This window comes from Allobosea sp., from assembly GCF_048595345.1.
Lineage (GTDB): Bacteria > Pseudomonadota > Alphaproteobacteria > Rhizobiales > Beijerinckiaceae > Allobosea.
The window spans coordinates 24,899-42,992 of sequence record NZ_JBMDWH010000213.1; the positions used below are offsets into that span (position 1 = coordinate 24,899).

General features: G+C 67.9%; 14 protein-coding genes. 3 read left to right on the forward strand and 11 right to left on the reverse strand.

The genetic code is table 11. The features are described from left to right. Nucleotides 1–14: 14 nt before the first annotated feature. The 6 genes from ACOJTB_RS18290 to ACOJTB_RS18315 all read right to left on the reverse strand — a co-directional run bounded on the left by ACOJTB_RS18290 (nt 15) and on the right by ACOJTB_RS18315 (nt 8,817). On the reverse strand, nt 15–1,085 hold the full coding sequence (locus ACOJTB_RS18290; RefSeq protein ID WP_420103951.1) for a DNA polymerase III subunit delta': 1,071 nt from the start codon (nt 1,083–1,085) through the stop codon (nt 15–17). Beyond that, the gene (gene tmk / locus ACOJTB_RS18295; RefSeq protein ID WP_420103952.1) at nt 1,085–1,732 is read right to left on the reverse strand and encodes a dTMP kinase; all 648 of its coding nucleotides are present in this window, start codon (nt 1,730–1,732) and stop codon (nt 1,085–1,087) included. The genes ACOJTB_RS18290 and tmk overlap by 1 nt, the downstream gene beginning before the upstream one ends. Nucleotide 1,733: 1 nt before the next feature. Then, nucleotides 1,734–2,969, reverse strand: a complete 1,236-nt coding sequence (locus ACOJTB_RS18300; protein ID WP_420103953.1) for a D-alanyl-D-alanine carboxypeptidase family protein — start codon at nt 2,967–2,969, stop codon at nt 1,734–1,736. A gap of 49 nt (nt 2,970–3,018) precedes the next feature. After that, nucleotides 3,019–4,164 (reverse strand): septal ring lytic transglycosylase RlpA family protein, encoded by a 1,146-nt coding sequence (locus ACOJTB_RS18305; protein ID WP_420103954.1) that lies wholly within the window; start codon nt 4,162–4,164, stop codon nt 3,019–3,021. A 642-nt stretch (nt 4,165–4,806) separates the two neighbouring features. Then, nucleotides 4,807–8,355 (reverse strand): transcription-repair coupling factor, encoded by a 3,549-nt coding sequence (mfd, locus tag ACOJTB_RS18310; protein ID WP_420103955.1) that lies wholly within the window; start codon nt 8,353–8,355, stop codon nt 4,807–4,809. 165 nt (nt 8,356–8,520) lie between these two features. After that, nucleotides 8,521–8,817 carry an FAD assembly factor SdhE gene (locus ACOJTB_RS18315; protein ID WP_420103956.1) on the reverse strand — a complete coding sequence of 99 codons (297 nt, stop codon included), beginning with the start codon at nt 8,815–8,817 and terminating at the stop codon, nt 8,521–8,523. A gap of 157 nt (nt 8,818–8,974) precedes the next feature. On the opposite strand from ACOJTB_RS18315, the gene recG reads away from it, so the two are divergent. Next, on the forward strand, nt 8,975–11,074 hold the full coding sequence (recG, locus tag ACOJTB_RS18320; RefSeq protein ID WP_420103957.1) for an ATP-dependent DNA helicase RecG: 2,100 nt from the start codon (nt 8,975–8,977) through the stop codon (nt 11,072–11,074). Here the strand turns inward: recG and ACOJTB_RS18325 are convergent. After that, complete coding sequence (locus ACOJTB_RS18325) at nt 11,052–11,780, reverse strand: DUF502 domain-containing protein (RefSeq protein ID WP_420103976.1); 729 nt, start codon at nt 11,778–11,780, stop codon at nt 11,052–11,054. The genes recG and ACOJTB_RS18325 overlap by 23 nt on opposite strands. Before the next feature lie 136 nt (nt 11,781–11,916). On the opposite strand from ACOJTB_RS18325, the gene ACOJTB_RS18330 reads away from it, so the two are divergent. Continuing rightward, entirely contained in the window at nt 11,917–12,300 is a 384-nt protein-coding gene (locus tag ACOJTB_RS18330) for a YbaN family protein (protein ID WP_420103958.1), read from the forward strand. A 4-nt stretch (nt 12,301–12,304) separates the two neighbouring features. On the opposite strand, the gene hflX is transcribed toward ACOJTB_RS18330, so the two are convergent. The 4 genes from hflX to ACOJTB_RS18350 form a co-directional block, all read right to left on the reverse strand. Continuing rightward, nucleotides 12,305–13,645 carry a GTPase HflX gene (gene hflX, locus ACOJTB_RS18335; RefSeq protein WP_420103977.1) on the reverse strand — a complete coding sequence of 447 codons (1,341 nt, stop codon included), beginning with the start codon at nt 13,643–13,645 and terminating at the stop codon, nt 12,305–12,307. A gap of 74 nt (nt 13,646–13,719) precedes the next feature. After that, a complete protein-coding gene (gene hfq, locus ACOJTB_RS18340) occupies nt 13,720–13,968 on the reverse strand; it encodes an RNA chaperone Hfq (RefSeq protein ID WP_056713550.1) in 249 nt (82 codons plus the stop codon). Between the two features lie 210 nt (nt 13,969–14,178). Then, entirely contained in the window at nt 14,179–15,546 is a 1,368-nt protein-coding gene (gene ntrX / locus ACOJTB_RS18345) for a nitrogen assimilation response regulator NtrX (RefSeq protein WP_420103959.1), read from the reverse strand. Next, complete coding sequence (locus tag ACOJTB_RS18350; RefSeq protein ID WP_420103960.1) at nt 15,546–17,822, reverse strand: sensor histidine kinase NtrY-like; 2,277 nt, start codon at nt 17,820–17,822, stop codon at nt 15,546–15,548. Before ACOJTB_RS18350 ends, ntrX begins: the two co-directional genes overlap by 1 nt. 93 nt (nt 17,823–17,915) lie before the next feature. Between ACOJTB_RS18350 and ACOJTB_RS18355 the strand changes: the two genes are divergently transcribed. After that, the gene (locus ACOJTB_RS18355) at nt 17,916–18,092 is read left to right on the forward strand and encodes a hypothetical protein (RefSeq protein ID WP_420103961.1); all 177 of its coding nucleotides are present in this window, start codon (nt 17,916–17,918) and stop codon (nt 18,090–18,092) included. Nucleotides 18,093–18,094 lie beyond the last annotated feature (2 nt).

The window sequence follows — 18,094 nt, forward strand, 5'->3', positions numbered from 1 at the left end:
CGGGGGCTTACGCTTCACGCTGCGCGCGAGCGGGCAACCGCAGACGACAGATCATGAAACATCGAAATGACAAGCGGCCGGCGGTCGAGATTGTAAGTCTCCACCTCGCGGGCCGCTTTGTGCAGTTTCTCCCATACCTCCGCCAGCGGTGCAAGGCGCGCCGGTTGCGCCGCAGCATGGGCGTGGAGATGGTCCGAGAGCCAGCCCTGCACGGTCTCGATCATCACGCCGAAATCGCGCTCGCCGGCCTTGCCCGCGACATCCTCGGCCAGCGCCAGCAAGGCGAGGGCGTCGATCTGCGGCAGCGCGTCGAGCCGGGCGCGCACGGCCTCGACCAGCGCCAGCGTCTGCGGTTCGACATAGGTCAGCGCGCGCTTGACCGAGCCCTCGGAGAGCGAGGCGGCTCGCGACAGTGCCCCGCCGTCGAAGGGTGCCTCCATGCGCTCGAGCGCGATCCGCCCGGCCTCCTCGACCTGATGCGGCGCAAGCGGCTCGAAGCCGAGCAGCCGACAGCGCGAGCGGATGGTGGGCAGCAGGCGGCCGGGCGCATGGGCGACGATCAGAAACAGCGCCCGGGGCGGCGGCTCTTCCAGAAGCTTGAGCAGGGCGTTGGCGGTCGGCCTGTCCATGTCTTCGGCGGAATCGACGATGCAGACGCGCCATCCCCCCTCGGCGGCGCTCGATCCGAAGCGGTCGATCACCCGGCGCGCCGCATCGACCGGGATGTTGCTGGTGTAGCTCTTGCCGTCCGGCTTCAGGCTGCGCCGGAGGAGGTGCAGGTCGGGATGGGAGCGTGCCATCACCCGCCTTGTGGCCGGGTCGGCTTCCCGCATGGCGAGGCTGTCGACCGCTCGCGCGCGCTCGGCCGGTTCGCCCGCCGCCAGCATGAACCGCGCGGCCCGGTAGGCAAAGCTCGCCTTGCCGATGCCTTCGGGCCCGCCGAGCAGCCAGGCATGGTGCATGCGGCCAGAGCGCAGTGCCTCGAGAAAGGTCCGTTCCTGCGCACCATGCCCGATCAACGCAAGCGTCTCGCGCGGATGCGGCGCGTTCGGCAGGCGATCGGGTTCGTCGGTGGTCTCGCGCATCAGGCTGTCCGGTTGTCGATCAGCCTTTCGCTTACGACACTCCACGCCGCCTCCGCCAGAGCCTCCGGCGGCTGGCTGGCATCCAGCACGGCGCAGCGCGAGGGCTCGTCCGCCGCGATGGCGAGATAAGCCTGCCGCAGGCGCTGATGGAAGGCGAGGGTCTCGCCCTCGAAGCGGTCCACCGCTTCGCCGGGCGAACGGCGGCTGGCCGCGCGCGCCAGGCCGATCTGCGGGTCGAGATCGAGAATGAGCGTCAGGTCCGGCACAGCCCCGTCGAGAGTGATGCGCTCCAGTTCGCTCAGGAGGCCGGGCTCGACCGCCCCGAGCGCGCCCTGATAGACCCGCGTCGAATCGAGGAAGCGGTCGCAGATCACCCAATCGCCTCGGGCCAGCGCCGGCCGGATCAGCGTGTCGAGATGGTCGATGCGGGCAGCGGAGAACATCAGCGCCTCGGCAAAGGCGCCATGGGGCTTGAAATGCCCGCCGAGGATCGCGGCGCGGATGGCCTCCGCCTTCGGCGAGCCGCCTGGCTCGCGGGTGGCGAGGACGCTCAGCCCCGTCCCCTGAAGACGCGCGGACAGGGCGCGCGACAGCGTCGACTTGCCGGCGCCCTCCCCGCCTTCGAGAGTGATGAAGCGGCCCACCATCTCAGCCGCCACGGGTCACGCGCGCGAGCGCCTGTCGGATCCAGCCGGTCGAGACCTCGATGACGGCGTCGAGCGCACGGCGCGGCAGCGTGCCGGTCGGGACACTTTCGGCCGCATAGAGAGGAAGCTCCAGCGTCTTCACCTCGCCGCGCATCAGCACCAGCTGGCCGACCGTGTCGCCCTCGGCCACCGGAGCCAGCAGCGGGCCGCGATAGACGATGCGCGCGGCGAGCTTGTCCGAGGTGCCGCGCGGCAGGAGCAGCGTGACCGGCCCATTCGTCTTCAGGGGGACGCGCCCCTTCTGGCCGCCGAACACGCTGGCCTCGCCGATGATCTCGTTCTCGGCGAAGATCTGCCGGCGCTCAAAGGCGCGAAAACCCCATTCGAGCAGCTTCTGGGCCTCGGCGGCGCGGTCTCGCGCCGTCTTCAGGCCGTGGACGACGACGATCAGGCGCTGCCCGTTCTGGACCGCCGAGCCGACCAGGCCGAAGCCAACGCCGTCGAGATCGCCGGTCTGCAAACCGTCGGCGCCGATGTCCATGGTCAGCAGCGGGTTGCGGTTGACCTGCCGGATCCTGTTCCAGGTGAATTCCTTCTGCCCGAAGAGCGGGTAGTGCTCCGGGTAGGTCCTGATGATGTGGTCGGCGAGGCGGGCGAGCTCCCTCGCCGTGGTCTTCTGCTCGGGATCGGGGATGCCGGTGGCGTTCCTGAAAACCGAGGCGGTCAGGCCCAGCGCCCTCACCCGCTCGGTCGCGATGCGCGCGAAGGTCGGCTCGTCGCCGGCGATCGCCTCGGCCAGCGCGATGGCGGCGTCGTTTCCCGCCTGCACGATGAGGCCCTGCAGGATGTCAGAGAGTTTGATGCGGCTGCGCACGGCGGCGAACATGGTGGTCCCGCGCGCCGGCGCCCCGCCCTTGCGCCAGGCGTTCTCGGAGATGGTGATCTCGGTGTCGAGCGTCAGCTTGCCGGCGGCGATCTCCTGGAACGCCACGAGCGCGGTGACGATCTTCGCCATGCTGGCCGGGGCGACGGGCTCGTCCGGCGCCTTTTCGTAGAGCACCGCTCCACTCTGCGTGTCGATCAGGAAAGCGATGGGGGCCTGCGACTGGAAGGCTTGGGCGAAAGCCGGCGCGGTCGCGCCGGCGCTCGCGGCAAGAAATGCCAGCAACGCAAAAGCCCAGCCCCGCAGCGCGGACCGGGCTTTGCGAAAACGGGGCGGCGAGACGAAAACGCTCATGCCAGGCTCGGGAGCGGAAACGGGCCGAGGAGCCCGAGCCGGGAGACGGTCAATCGCGCGCCAGCGTCTCGAGCGACTGTGCGGACACCTTGCGCAACGGATGACGCGGCGGCAGCCGGTCGAGCCCGGCCTTCTCAGGCGTGGCATAGAGGCTGGCGACGGAGCCGCGAATCGGCGGCAGCGTCGTGCGCAGCGTCGCCGGCATCGCCACGGGGCGGCCTGCATTGGCGATGGTGTCGAGATCGAAGGGCCGGCTCGGCGGCAGCGGCGCGCCCTTCACGGCCATGCCGGCGAGCGGTGCGGCGGAGGCGACCGGGGCGGAGACCAGCGAAGCGGCGACGGGCGCCGAAGGCTGGATGAAGCGCGGCTGGGCCGGAGCATAGGCCTGAGCCACCGGCTGGGGCGCCGGGGCCACCGGCTGCGTCGCGGGCAGCTCGGCCTCCGCCGTCTCGGTCTCGACGTCCGGGCTCGGCGTGCGGTTGAGAGAGGTGGCGCTGTTGGACGCGACCATGGTGCGCGCGCTCGTGCCGGGGATGGCGGCGGGCGTGCCGTCCGTGCGCAGCGAGGCGAGCAGCAGATTGTCGTCGGAGCCGGCGAGCGAGGCCTGGCCGAGATACTCCATCTTGATGCGCGCGGTGCCGAGATGGCGGAAGGCCAGCGCCTCGGCGGTCTTCTGCGACACGTCCATCAGGCGGTTGCCGTGGAAGGGGCCGCGATCGTTGACGCGCACGATGATCGAACGGTTGTTCAGGAGGTTGGTGACGCGCGCATAGGCCGGAAGCGGCATGGTGGGGTGCGCGGCCGAGATGCTGTTGCGGTCATAGACCTCGCCATTCGAGGTGCGGCGGCCGTGGAAGGCCTCGCCATACCAAGAGGCGGTGCCGACGGCGCTGAAACCGACCGGCTTGTCGAACGGGACATAGCGCTTGCCTGCGACCGAATAGGCCTTGCCGATCAGGAGCCTGCCGCCGCCTTTCGGCACCGGCTCGCCATCGGCGATCACCCGCGGGCTGGCCGGGCCGTATTTCGAGGAGGGGAAGGCGCCGATCTCCTTGGACTTGCGTCCCGCGACCTGATTGCCGGCGCAATTGGCCGCAAACAGGCCCGCGAGAACCGCGCAGCCCAAGCGTGCGACCGAAACGGAGCGGGAGGGCAGCATCGTCGGGACGGTCGCGTCGGGCAGCGTCTCAGTCACCGAAGAACCTGCGCCTCGTGTCATGCCGTCCGTCCGTCTGTTCGCGCCGAAAACCATCGCGTCGTCTCGACCGCATAGGCGGTAGAGCCGAGTTTTCGGCCAATTTCTTTAAGGGATCGTTAAGCGCCGGGCGCGCCGCGCCAGACGAAAACGCAGCATCCCCGCGCCTCAGAGCGGGCACAGAAGTGTCAGAAACCGGCCACATGTCAACCCGACTTGTGAAAGTGGCAGCATTTTGCCGGCGGCCGTGGCGGCGAGGCGACAGGTGCGCCCGTGATCCTCAGCCCAGGATGGCGGACGGCCCCGCCTGGGCCGCGCTGAAAAAGAAAATCGCGAGGCCGATCAGGAAGATGAAGCTGATATAGCGGATCTGCACGAGGCCCCCCACAGGCCGTCCGACGATGGGGAGGCTTGTAACCGGGCACCGCTCAAATCCCGCTCAATCCGATCGCTAAAATTGCGCGGATCGGCGAAATTGTGGCGCTTTTCGGCTTTGGCTCGCGGGAACTTCTGGATCGACCTGCGAGGCGCGCTTCTGCGAAGCGCACCTCAGGATGAGGGCTCGATCACGTCCAGGCCCCTGCGGGATCCGTGCGGTGCGATCGCATATGGGCCGCCGGCTTCGTGCGGGCGGCGCGCCGATCACGCCGCCTTCTTGCGCTCCGAAATCCGGACGAGGTCAGTCAGCAGGCGCTTGGTGCCCTTGAGGCGTTGCTCGGCGGTCTCGAAATCGTCGATGAAGACGAGGCGCATGTCCGGCCTGACCTTTGCCAGCGTGCCGATCTTCGCGACATAGGAGACGAGCCCTTCCGGATTGGCGAATTCGTTGCCCCGGAAGGCGACGATGATGCCCTTGGGCCCAGCCTCGACCTTCTCGACATTGGCCCGCTTGCACAACGCCTTGATCGCGACGATCTCGAGCAGTTGCTGAACCTCCTCCGGCAGCGGGCCGAAGCGGTCGACCAGCTCCGCGCCGAAGGATTGCAGCTCCGCATCATCGTCCATGGTCGAGAGGCGCTTATAGAGCGACAGGCGCAAGCTGAGATCGCCGATATAGCCCTCGGGGATGGTGACGGGAGCGCCGATCTGAATCGCGGGAGACCATTGCGTCTCGGTCTCGAACTCGATGCCGGCCTTGAGCGCCGCCACCGCCTCCTCCAGCATCTGCTGGTAGAGTTCGTATCCGACCTCCTTGATGTGGCCCGACTGTTCGTCGCCCAACAGATTGCCGGCGCCTCTGATGTCGAGGTCATGGCTGGCGAGCTGGAAGCCGGCGCCCAGCGTGTCGAGCGATTGCAGCACCTTGAGCCGCTTGTCGGCGTGGTCGGTCATCTTGCGGTTGGCCGGCACGGTGAAGAGCGCATAGGCGCGCGTCTTCGAGCGGCCGACGCGGCCGCGCAGCTGGTAGAGCTGGGCGAGGCCGAACATGTCGGCGCGGTGGATGACCAGCGTGTTGGCGGTCGGAATGTCGAGACCCGATTCCACGATCGTGGTGGAGAGCAGGATGTCGTACTGGCCCTCGTAGAAGGCCGTCATCACGTCTTCCAGCGTGCCGGCCGCCATCTGGCCATAGGCGATGCCGACCTTGCACTCCGGCACCTGCTTGTCGAGGAAGTCCTTGACCTCGGCGATGTCCTCGATGCGCGGCACGACATAGAAGGAGCGCCCTCCCCGATAGCGTTCACGCAAAAGCGCTTCGCGAACGATCAGCGGGTCGAAGGGCGTGACGAAGGTGCGGGTCGCGAGACGATCGACCGGCGGAGTGGCGATGATCGAAAGCTCGCGCACGCCGGTCATGGCGAGCTGCAGCGTGCGCGGGATCGGTGTCGCCGTGAGCGTCAGCATGTGCACCTCGGCGCGCAGCTCCTTCAGCTTCTCCTTATGGGCGACGCCGAAATGCTGCTCCTCGTCGACGATGACGAGGCCGAGATCCTTGAACTCCACGCCCTTGCCGAGCAGCGCATGGGTGCCGACGACGATGTCCATCGTGCCGTCTTTGGCGCCCTGCTTCACCACTTTCAGATCGGCCGCGCCGACGAAACGCGAGGCCTGGCCGACATTCACCGGCAGGCCTTTGAAACGCTCTGCGAAATTGCGGTAGTGCTGGCGCGCGAGCAGCGTCGTCGGCACCACGACCGCGACCTGCTTGCCGTTGAGCGCGCAGGCGAAGGCGGCCCGCAGCGCAACCTCGGTCTTGCCGAAGCCGACATCGCCGCAGACCAGCCGGTCCATGGGCCGTCCGGCCGCCATGTCGTCGAGCACCGCGTCGATGGTGTTCTGCTGGTCCTCGGTCTCCTCATAGGGGAAGCGCGCGCAGAACTCGTCATAGACGCCATGGGGCGGGATCAGACGAGGCGCCTCCTTCAGCATGCGGGCGGCGGCAATCTGTATCAGCTTGCCCGCCATCTCGCGGATGCGTTGCTTGAGCTTCGCCTTGCGGGCCTGCCAGCCCCCACCACCCAACTTGTCGAGCTGGACCTCGGTGTCCTCCGAGCCGTAGCGGGACAGAAGCTCGATGTTCTCGACCGGCAGGAACAGCTTGGAATCGCCGGCATAATGGATTTCGAGGCAGTCATGCGGCGCGCCCGCGGCGGTGATCTGCTGCAGGCCGATGAAGCGCCCGATGCCGTGGTCGACATGGACCACGATGTCGTTCGGCGAAAGCGAGGACAGCTCGGCGATGAAGTCCTGCGGGCGCTTGCTCTTGCGCCGCGGCCGCACGAGCCGGTCGCCGAGGATGTCCTGCTCGCCGACCACCGCGAGCTTGCCGGCCTCGAAGCCGCTTTCGAAGCCCCAGACCGCCAGACCGATCGTGCCGGGCTTGAGGTCGAAAGCTGCCCTGAGCGAGCCGACCTTTTGCACCGATTTGAGGCCGTGATCCTCCAGCACATGGGCGAGGCGGTCGCGCGAGCCGTCCGACCAGGCGGCGAGGATGACGCGCTTGCCGTCCTTCTCCAGCGCCCGCACATGGCCGACCGCCGCTTCGAAGACACTGCCGGATTCGCCAGCGCGCTCGGCCGCGAAGCTGCGCCCCTGCTTGCCGCCGAGATCGAGGATCAGCTTGCCCTCGCTGTCAGGCAGCTGGAAGGGCGTGAGGCTGGCCACGCCCGAGGCGTCGATGACGGCCCGCCAGTCGGCCGGTGAGAGATAGAGCGCATCCGGCGGCAGCGGCTTGTAGGGAATGCCCCCTGCGCCGCCCTGCTCCAGTGCAGCCTTGCGAGCGTCGTAATAGTCCTTGATCAGGCTGATGCGCTCGCCGACCGCATCCTCGGCCTGATGGTCGAGCACGAGCGGCACGTCCGGCAGATAGGTGAAGAGCGTGTCGAGCCGCTCGGCGAGCAGCGGCAGCCAGTGCTCCAGCCCGGCCGGGCGGCGGCCCTCGCTGACCGCTTCGTAGAGCGTATCGTCGCGGCCCGGCGTGCCGAAGGTCGAGATATAGGACTGGCGGAAGCGGCGGATGCTCTCGCTCGTCATCTGCGCTTCGGACATCGGCACGAGGTCGAGCCCGCGCAACTGCCCGGTGGTGCGCTGCGTCTCCGGGTCGAAGGTGCGGATCGATTCGAGCGTGTCGCCGAAGAAATCGAGCCGGATCGGCGCCGGCATGCCCGGCGGGAAAAGATCGACGATGCCGCCGCGCACCGCAAACTCGCCAGTCTCGCGCACGGTCGAGGTGCGCAGGTAGCCGTTGATGTCGAGCCAGCGCGCCAGTTCCTCGGTATCAACCATGTTGCCGGGCGCCGCCGAGAAGCTCTCCGAGGCGACCTTCCCGAAAGCCGGCACCCGCTGGAGCGCGGCGTTGACGGTGGTCAGCAGCAGGCGCGGCCGCTCGCCTGACTTGGTCTTGGCGAGGCGCGAGAGCGTCGTCATGCGATGCGCAACGACGGGCGGCGCCGGCGAGACGCGGTCATAAGGCTGGCAATCCCAGGCCGGGAAGCTCATCACCTCGAGATCGGGCGCCACGAACTGCAGCGCGTTTTCGAGCACCTGCAGCCGCTGGCCGTCGCGGGCGACGAAGACGAGCAGAGCCGGGCCTTCCGCCTTTTTGGCGCGGGCGCGGGTCAGATCCGCGAGCACCACGGCGTCGAACCCGTCCGGCACGCCGGCGAGCGTCGGCTTGTCGCCGCGGTTGAGCGCGTCGAGCAGGCGGTCGGTCAGCAGCTTGGGCGTCTGGGAGGGAGGGGGGATGCTCATGGGGCAGGCTTCGGTAGCTCGGTTGACGAGCCCTCATCCTGAGGAGCGCGCGAGGCTCGCGTCTCGAAGGATGCCCCAGTAGGCTGGCGACCACTGGAGCACCCTTCGAGATGCCGCTGCGCGGATCCTCAGGATGAGGGCTGAGGATGGGAGGGGCGATGGCCCTCACACGTGGATCGGCTTGTCGTGCCGGTGAAAAGCTTTCAGGCGCCGGTAGAGTTCCGTGTCGTAGTTCTCCGGCACGGTCAGCTCCCCCGTGATCCAGCCGAGAAGATCGCGATCGGGCACCTCGATCAGCCGCTCGAACTCGTCGAGTTCGGCATCGGTGAAGCCGCCGATCGCATCGTCGGCGAAGCGGCCCATGATCAGATCCATTTCGCGCATCCCGCGATGCCAGGCGCGGAAGAGCACCTTGCGGCGGCGCGGGTCGAGATCGGCGCTGGAGCGGGTCGAGCCTGACATGCGTAACCTCGAGTGAGAAACCGTGGGGAAAGGTGCAAAGGCAGCCGGGCCGGCCCCGTCGCGGAACCTGCCTCAGCGGGTTATATAGCCATGCCATCCGGCGAAGTCAGCGGCCAATAGCCGCCGATTGTCGCGCCCCTGACAGCTTCGAGACGCCTTGCGCCCCTCCATCCTCGACCCGCTTTTCGCTGCAGCCACCACGGTTTCGGGCGTGGGGCCGAAGCTCGGCAAGGTGCTCGACCGCTTTCTCGGCAGCGAGGCACAGGGCGCGCGCGCCGTCGACCTGATGTTCCACCTGCCGACGAGCGCGATCGACCGGCGCCCGAGTCCGAGCATCGCCGAGGCGCCGATCGGGGATGTGGCGACCTTCTCCGCCCGCGTCACCGAGCACCGCCCTGCCCCGGCGGGCAAAAAGGGCCCCTATCGCGTTATCGTCGAGGACGAGACGGGCGACGTGACGCTGGCCTTCTTCCATGCCGATTCCCGCCACCTCGCCCAGAATCTCCCGGTCGGAGCGGTGCGGCTGATCTCCGGCAAGCTCGAACTCTGGGACGGCATGCGCCAGATGGTGCATCCCGAGCGCATTCTCGATCCCAAGCTTGCCTATACCCTGCCCGCCTTCGAACCGGTCTATCCGCTGACCGAGGGCATCGGCCCGCGGGTGATGACTCGCATCGTCCAGGCCGCCGCCGAGCGTTGCCCGGAGATGCCGGAATGGCAGGATCCGGGGTTTCTGGCGAAGAACGATTTTCCCGCGTTCAAGACGGCGATCGAGGCGCTGCACCACCCCGCCGACAGGAAGGCGGCGGAGGGCGATACCGTGGCCCGTCGCCGTATCGCTTACGACGAGTTGCTGGCGAGCCAGATCGCGCTCGCGCTCGTGCGCCGCCAGCAAAAGAAGATTGCGGGGCGGGCGACCACGGGCGATGGCGGAATCCGTTCCCGCATCCAGGCGGCCCTGCCCTTCGAACTGACCGAGGGCCAGCGCAAGGCGATCGCCGACATTCACGCGGATATGGCTCACCCTGAGAAGATGCTGCGTTTGCTGCAGGGCGATGTCGGCTCCGGCAAGACCGTCGTCGCGTTGATGGCGATGGCCGCCGCCGCCGAGGCCGGGCGGCAATCGGTGCTGATGGCGCCGACCGAAATCCTCGCCCGCCAGCATGCGGAGCGGCTGGCGCCGCTGGCTCAACAGGCGGGGCTGACGCTCGCTTTGCTGACCGGCCGCGAGAAGGGCGCAGGGCGCCGGCAGGTTCTGGAAGGGCTGGCGAACGGCTCGATCGACATCGCCGTCGGCACCCATGCGCTGTTTCAGGAGGGGGTCGCCTTCCATGACCTCGCGCTCGCCGTCGTCGACGAGCAGCACCGCTTCGGCGTGCATCAGCGGCTGCTGCTGGGTTCGAAGGGCGAGGCGGTCGATGTGCTGGTGATGACCGCGACGCCGATCCCGCGCACCCTCGCCCTGACCTGGTTCGGCGACATGGACGTTTCGATCCTCTCGGAGAAGCCCGCTGGCCGGAAGCCGATCGTCACCCGCGCCGTCTCCTCCGAGCGCTATGAAGAGGTCGTCGGCGCCATCGGGCGGGCTCTCGAGAGCGGCGCGCAGGCTTATTGGGTCTGCCCGCTCGTACAGGAATCGGACACGCTCGACGTCGCCGCCGCGCAGGAGCGCTTCGAGACCCTGCGCGAGGTCTTCGGTGAAAAGGTCGGGCTGCTGCACGGGCAGATGCCCGGCCGTGACAAGGACGCCGCCATGGCTGCCTTCGTTGCGGGAGAAACCCGCATCCTGGTCTCGACCACTGTGATCGAGGTCGGCGTGGACGTGCCCAATGCCAGCGTGATGGTGATCGAGCATGCCGAGCGCTTCGGCCTCGCCCAGCTCCACCAACTGCGCGGACGCATCGGCCGCGGACAGGCCGCCTCGACCTGCCTGTTGCTTTACAAGGGCCCGCTCGGCCCGGTGGCGGAAGCACGCCTCACCATCATGCGCGAGACCGAGGACGGCTTCCGCATCGCGGAGGAGGATCTGCGGCTTCGCGGCGAAGGCGAGGTGCTCGGCACCAAGCAGTCCGGCTCGCCCGACTGGTGCATCGCCCGGCCGGAGATCGACGGCGACCTGCTCGCGGCGGCCCGCGACGATGCCCGCCTGCTGATCGAGCGCGACCCGCATCTGGAGAGCCCGCGCGGGCAGGCGGCGCGCGTGCTGCTCTATCTGTTCGAGCGCGACGTGGCGATCAGGCTGTTGCGGGCGGGCTGATCAGAGGTTTCGTTGCTGACGGTCCTGCCTTCCCAGCGCCCTCGCCGGGCTGGATCAATCCTGCGGACATGATGAGCTTGGCGCCCTCCTCGATCGAGATCGACAGTTCTACGATCTCCCGCCGAGGCAGGTAGAAGAAGAAGCCGGTCGTCGGGTTGGGCGTACAGGGCAGGAAGACGCCGATCTGCTGGTCGCCGGCGTCCTGTGCGCCCTGGACAGGCCCGCCGGGCAGGCGCGATGCGATATCGGCGGGGGCCTCCTGCGCGATGAAGACGATCGACCACATGCCGGGCTGCGGAAACTGCACCATCCCGACCTTGCGGAACGAGGTGCCCGATTGCGAGAAGATCGTCTCGAAGACCTGCTTCACGCCCTTGTAGATGCCGCGCACGAATGGCATCCGGTCGAGCAGCGCCTCGCCGGCCCGGAGCAGCGAGCGGCCGACGAGATTGGCGGTGAGGAAGCCGAGCAGCGTCAGCGCCACCAGCGCGATGACGAGGCCGAAGCCGGGAACCGGATAAGGCAGATAGGCGTCCGGTAGATAGGCGCTCGGGATCAGCGGCTTGACCAGCCCATCGACGAAGGTGACGAACCACCAGGTCACCCAAGCCGTGATCGCGAGCGGTGCGGCGATGACCAGGCCTGTGAGGAAATAGCGCCGCAGCCTCGCACCGAAGGTCGGCCGGGGCATTTCGGACGGGAGCATGGAGCGTGGGTCGAAGGCTGGTGTCGTCATCGCATCCCTTAGCCGGCGCGCGCCTGGAGCCGCCGGCGCCTCGCCACCATAATCGCAGCCGCGCCCGCCGCCAGCCCCGGCAGCGACCGCAAGCAAGGATGGCGCCGTGACGAAACGCGCGGGCGGCGCGGGCTGGGCGAGGCCGCTCTACTTCGCGGCGGGATGGCTGTTCACGCTGCTGGGCGTCATCGGGCTCATCCTGCCCCTGATGCCGGGCACGGTTTTTCTGATCCTGGCGGCGTTTTGTTTCTCGCGCTCGTCGCCGCGCTTCGAGGCCTGGCTCGTCGGTCATCCCCGGTTGGGGCCGCATGTCAGGCGCTGGCGCGAGACGGGCGCGATCGCGCGGCGCGCCAAGCTGATCGCCTGCGGGTCGATGGCGCTGAGCTTCGTGCTGGTCATGTTCAGCGGCGCGCCGCCGGTGGCGGTCGTCACGACCGGCATCTGCCTTGCGGCCTCCGCCGTCTTCGTCGCCAGCCGCCCCGAGCGCTGAATCGTCAGACGGCGCGTTCGTTCTGCCTGATCGCCTGCTCGAACCGGGCCGTGAAGGCGCCTTCACGCTCCGGCGGAAGCCGCACCAGCAGGTTCAGCCGCCCATCCTCGGCATCCTCACGCTCGAGGATCTCGCCATTGGCATGGAGCCAGGCCAGCGACTTGCCGTCCCCCGCCGGCAGTTCCAGTCGATAGACCGGGCGTGCGGCGGCGATGCGGGTCTCGATCGACCGGGTCAGCCTGTCGATACCCTGCCCCGTCAGCGCCGAGACGAGCACCGGGCGTATTTCGACGGGCCGGTGGGCGGCCACCTCAAGCTGCCGATCGCGCTCGGCCGGTTCCAGCAGATCGGCCTTGTTCCAGACCTCGACGACCCGCTGGCCGTCGTCGGGATTGATGCCGAGGTCGCGCAGGATCGCCTGCACATCGGCGGCTTGGGCCTGCGTATCCTCATGCGAGACGTCGCGGACATGCAGCAGGACATCCGCTTCGATCGCGTCTTCCAGCGTGGCGCGGAAGGCGGCGACGAGTTGAGTCGGCAGGTCCGAAATGAAGCCCACCGTGTCGGAGAGCATGATGCGGGCGCCATGTGGCAGCTTCAGCGCGCGGGCGGTGGGATCGAGCGTGGCGAAGAGCATGTCCTGCGCCAGCACCTCGGCCGAGGTCAGGCGGTTGAACAGCGTCGACTTGCCGGCATTGGTGTAACCGACCAGCGCCACGATCGGATAGGGCACGCGCTTGCGGCTGGCGCGATGAAGCGAGCGGGTGCGCTTCACCTGATCGAGATCGCGCTCGATCTTGGTCATCCGCTCCTGAATGATGCGCCGGTCGGCCTCGATCTGGGTTTCGCCGGGCCCGCCCAGGAAGCCGAAGCCACCGCGCTGGCGCTCGAGATGGGTCCAGGACCGGACGAGCCGGCTCTTCTGGTAATTCAGATGGGCCAGTTCGACCTGCAGCGCGCCTTCCTTGGTGCGCGCGCGGCGTCCGAAAATCTCGAGGATCAGGCCGGTGCGGTCGATGACCTTGCAGCCGAACGCCTTTTCGAGATTGCGCTGCTGCACGGGCGAGAGCGCGCAATCCATCACGACGAGGCCGATTTCCTCGATCCCGATGCGCTCGGCGAGCTCCTCGACCTTGCCCTTGCCCAGATAGGTGGCGGGCCGCAGCGCCGTGAGCAGCACCTGCACCGGCTCGACGACGGTCAGATCGATCGCAGCGGCGAGTCCGACGGCCTCGTCCAGCCTCGCGGCGAACGAGCGCTGGTTGGTGTCGGCCGCGACGCCGCGCTTTTGCAGATAGGGACCGACGACATAGGCGCGGGTGTTCGCCGCGATCTCGCGTTCGATCTCGTCGAGCGGCTTGGCGCCTGTGACGCGCGTGGCCGCCCGATCTTCGTCCGCCTTGCGGCTGCTCGCCAAAATCAGGCCTTGTCCTGTTCCTCGGGCTCGAACAGCTGCACCGGGTGGCCGGGCATGATGGTCGAGATCGCATGCTTGTAGACGAGCTGGGAGTGTCCGTCACGCCGCAGCAGCACGCAGAAATTGTCGAACCAGGTGACGACGCCCTGAAGCTTCACGCCGTTAACGAGGAAGATGGTCAGCGGAATCTTCTGCTTGCGGACGTGGTTGAGGAACGTGTCCTGCAGGTTTTGAGCCCGTTCAGCGGCCATGGCTAGTTCCTTTTGTTGGGATCGCCGATCGGATTGAAACCCGCGATCCAATTCGTTCCGTTTCGGCCGGGCGGAGCATTCCGCCGGTCCCGGAACACCGACGCCTTATTAGATCGTCGAGTCTGGCCATTACGCAAGTGCAGCAATGGCGCGATCTGACCCATCCCGCCTGCGCCCTGTGCAGAACGGCTTGCGCGAAGCGCCTGCCCTTCACCCGACACCGAGTGATTTCAGCTTCCGGTGCAGGGCCGAGCGCTCCATGCCGATGAATTCCGCGGTGCGCGAGATATTGCCCGAAAACCGGGCGATCTGGGCGATGAGATACTCCCGTTCGAAGATCTCGCGGGCATCGCGCAAAGGCAGGCTCATCAGGCGCTCGCCGCCGGTGCCGGATGGCGTCGTCGGCACCATGGCCCCCACTTCCGCCGGCAGCATCTCGACGGTGATCTCCGCCGTCGGATCGCCCTTTGTCAGGATCATCAGGCGCTCGACATTGTTGCGCAGCTCGCGGACGTTGCCCGGCCATTCATGCGACTGGAGCACGGCCATCGCATCGCTGCCGATCTGCCGCTTGGGCAGGCCGGTCGCCACCGAGATCTGGTCCATGAAGAATTCGATCAGTTCCGGCACGTCCTCGCGGCGCTCCGAGAGCGGCGGCACCTTGATCGGCACCACGCCGAGGCGGTGGTAGAGATCCTCGCGGAACTGCCCTTCCGAAATCAGCCGGGCGAGATCGCGGCTCGACGAGGAGATGATGCGCACATCGACATGGACGCGGGTGGCGCCGCCCACGCGCTGGAAGTTCTGATCGACCAGGACGCGCAGGATGCGGTTCTGCGTCTCGCGCGGCATGTCGCCGATCTCGTCGATATAGAGCGAGCCGCCATGGGCCTCCTCCAGCGCGCCGACGCGGCGCGAGCGGCCATCGCCGCCCTCGATGCCGAAGAGCTCCTCCTCCATCGATTCCGGCGTGATCGTCGCCGCGTTGATGACGACGAAGGGGCCGGTCGATCGGGTCGAGGCCTCATGCAGGGTGCGGGCCGCCAGCTCCTTGCCGCAGCCGGGTTCGCCCGTGATCAGCACGCGCGCATTGGTCGGCGCGACGCGCTCCACGGTCTGGCGGAGCTGGTTGATGGCGGTCGAGCGGCCGACGATGCGGCTGGCCTGCACCGAGCGGGTCTTCAGGTCCCGCACCTCCCGCCGCAGCCGGGAGGCTTCGAGCGCCCGCTCCGCGACCAGCACCAGCCGGTCGGCCTTGAACGGCTTCTCGATGAAGTCATAAGCGCCGCTCTTGATGGCAGAGACCGCGGTCTCGATGTTGCCATGGCCGGAGATCATCACCACCGCCAGATCGGGGTGGCTCTCCTTGATCAACTCCAGCACCTGCAACCCGTCCAGCCGGCTGCCTTGCAGCCAGATGTCCAGGAAGACGAGATTGGGCCGCCGCGCCGCGATGGCGGCCAGCGCTTCGTCCGCAGAGCCGGCCTTGCGGGTCCGGTAGCCCTCGTCTTCCAGCAGGCCGGCGACCAGATCGCGGATATCGACCTCGTCGTCCACAACCAGGATGTCAGCACTCATCAGCTCGTTCCATTCCGCTTTTCGCCATGGGATGCGGGCGAACTGCCGCGGCCGCCGTCTTCGCCGCCCTCGGCCTCCTGAACGGGGCCCGTCTCCGGGAACCAGAGACGGATGCGCGCCCCGCGCGCGCCATCGGCGCGGTCGAGCAACTCGATGCCGCCGCCGTGATCCTCGAGAATCTTGCCGACGATCGCGAGGCCGAGGCCTGTGCCTCCCTCACGGGTCGTCATATAGGGTTCCAGCAGCTTCTGGCGCTGCTCGACGGGCAGGCCCTTGCCGGTGTCGGTCACGTCGATGACGATGCGCCCGTCCGGCCAGCGCTCGAAACGCACCTCGATGCGGCCCTGTCCGCGCTCGTCCGGCGGCACGGCCTCGATCGCCTCGGTGGCGTTCTTGATGACGTTCGTCAGCGCCTGCGAGATCAGGCGCCTGTCGAAGCGTGCCTGCACCGGCTCGGCCGGAAGCTCTTCCGCGATGGCGGTCTCGGGGTTGCCCACGCGCCACAGGAAGACGATCTGACGGACCGTCTCGACGATATCCTCGCGCTGCAGCGAGGGTTTCGGCATGCGCGCGAAGGACGAGAACTCGTCCACCATCCGGCGGATATCCTCGACCTGCCGCACGATCGTGTCGGTACACTGGTCGAAGACATCCTTGCCCTCGACGATGACCTTGCCGAAGCGGCGCTTGATGCGCTCGGCCGAAAGCTGGATCGGGGTCAACGGATTCTTGATCTCATGGGCGATGCGGCGGGCGACATCGGCCCAGGCGGCGGTGCGCTGCGCGGAGACCAGATCGGTGATGTCATCGAGGGTGACGACGAGGCCGGCGCCGAGATTCTCGCCCTCCCGCGTCGCCCTGACATTGACCATGCGGTCCTGCCCGCCGCGCGACAGCAGCACCTGGCCCGAGCTCTGGCGCATGCGGCCATGCAGCGCCTCGGCGACGAAGCCCGCCAGCTCGGGCGCGATTTCGGCGATCGGCTTGCCGAGGAGCCGCCCCCCTGCCCCCAGCAAGGTCTCCGCCGAACGGTTGATGATGGTGATGTGGCCCTCGCTGTCGAGGCTGAGGACACCCGAGGACACGCCCGACAGCACCGTCTCGGTGAAGCGACGGCGCCGGTCGATGACGCCGCTGGCGGTGACGAGACCATCATGCTGGCGGCGCAGCTCGGCCGTCATCTTGTTGAAGGTCTCCCCGAGATGGGCGAGATCGCCCTCCGAGCGCTTGATCGGCACCTGGACGTAGAAATTGCCGCTGGAGACCTGATCGGTCGCGTGGATCATCCGGCGGATCGGCGCGACGAGCCGGTTGGCGAAGCTCAGCCCGATCCAGATCGCGGAGAGCAGCAGGATCAGCGCGATCAGCGCGTACATGGAGGCGAACGCGACCTGCACGCCCTTGCGGCGGGCGTCGATGGAGAGATACTCGACCGCCGCGCCTCGAGCGACGGCCGGGAACTCGACCGCCAGCGGGTCGACCTCGCGGGCGGTATAGAGGAAGCTGCCCTCATAGGCGGGCAGCTTCATCAGCGTGCCGAAGATGCGGCCGTTGCGCGGGATCACGCAGATCGGGTCCGGCGCCGCCGTCGCGTCGTCGAAGGCCGCGGCCTCGGGCATGGGCGGATTCTTGAGGACGTCGATATTCGCCCGGGCGACGATCTTCTGCGGCGGCTGCACCACGATGGCGACCGGCACGCCGAGCGCCGTGGCACGGGCCGTCAGGAAGCTGTCGAACCAGCGGCGATCGACGTCATAGGCGGGTTTCGCCCGGGTCAGATCGTCGGCGAGGATGCGGATCTCTCGGCCGAGGGATTTGCACTGACTCGCCGCATAGGCGTCCGCCACCTCCACCGATTTGAACACCGCATCGCGCATCCGGTCGGAAAACCAGGGCTCCAGCCCGCGCTCGATCGTGACCGTGGCGATGATCGCGACCAGAATCGCAGGCAGGGCCGCGATGAAGCTGAACAGGCCGACGATCCGCACATGCAGGCCAGCCGCAGCCGCCCCCGCCTTGCGGGCGCGAATCACGACCGCAGCCTCGAAGACGACGATGACGAGCAGCGCCAGGATCAGCAGCGCGTTCAGCACGAAGACGCCGATGACGACCTCGTGGACCGGCGCGATCGGGGTCGAGCCCGAAAGCACCAGGAAAGTCACGAGAGCCGAGATGAGCGCCAGAACGACGACGCTGCCGCCGATCCAGCCCGAGACGTGCCGCGGCTTCTCTTCCGCACGCGGCGCGATTCTGGCGGGACTGACGGAAACCGACACGATGGATGACAACCTCGATGCAGGGCCGGCGAGGAACCGCCGACCTTGAGCCGCTACTGATGCGACGCAGCAACGGTGTTGTCAAAATATGACATGGGCAAGGCGGGCGCCACTGCGCCCGGGCAACCCGCGCTGTCGACCTCGGTGTTCGGCATCGGGAGCCCTCGGCTCCTACGCAAGCCCGAGGACGAGCTCCGCGAAGCCATCAAGGGGAACGGCAAGGCGCTGCCCTTTTCTTGGATTGCCGTGTCGCTGCGCTCCTCGCCATGACC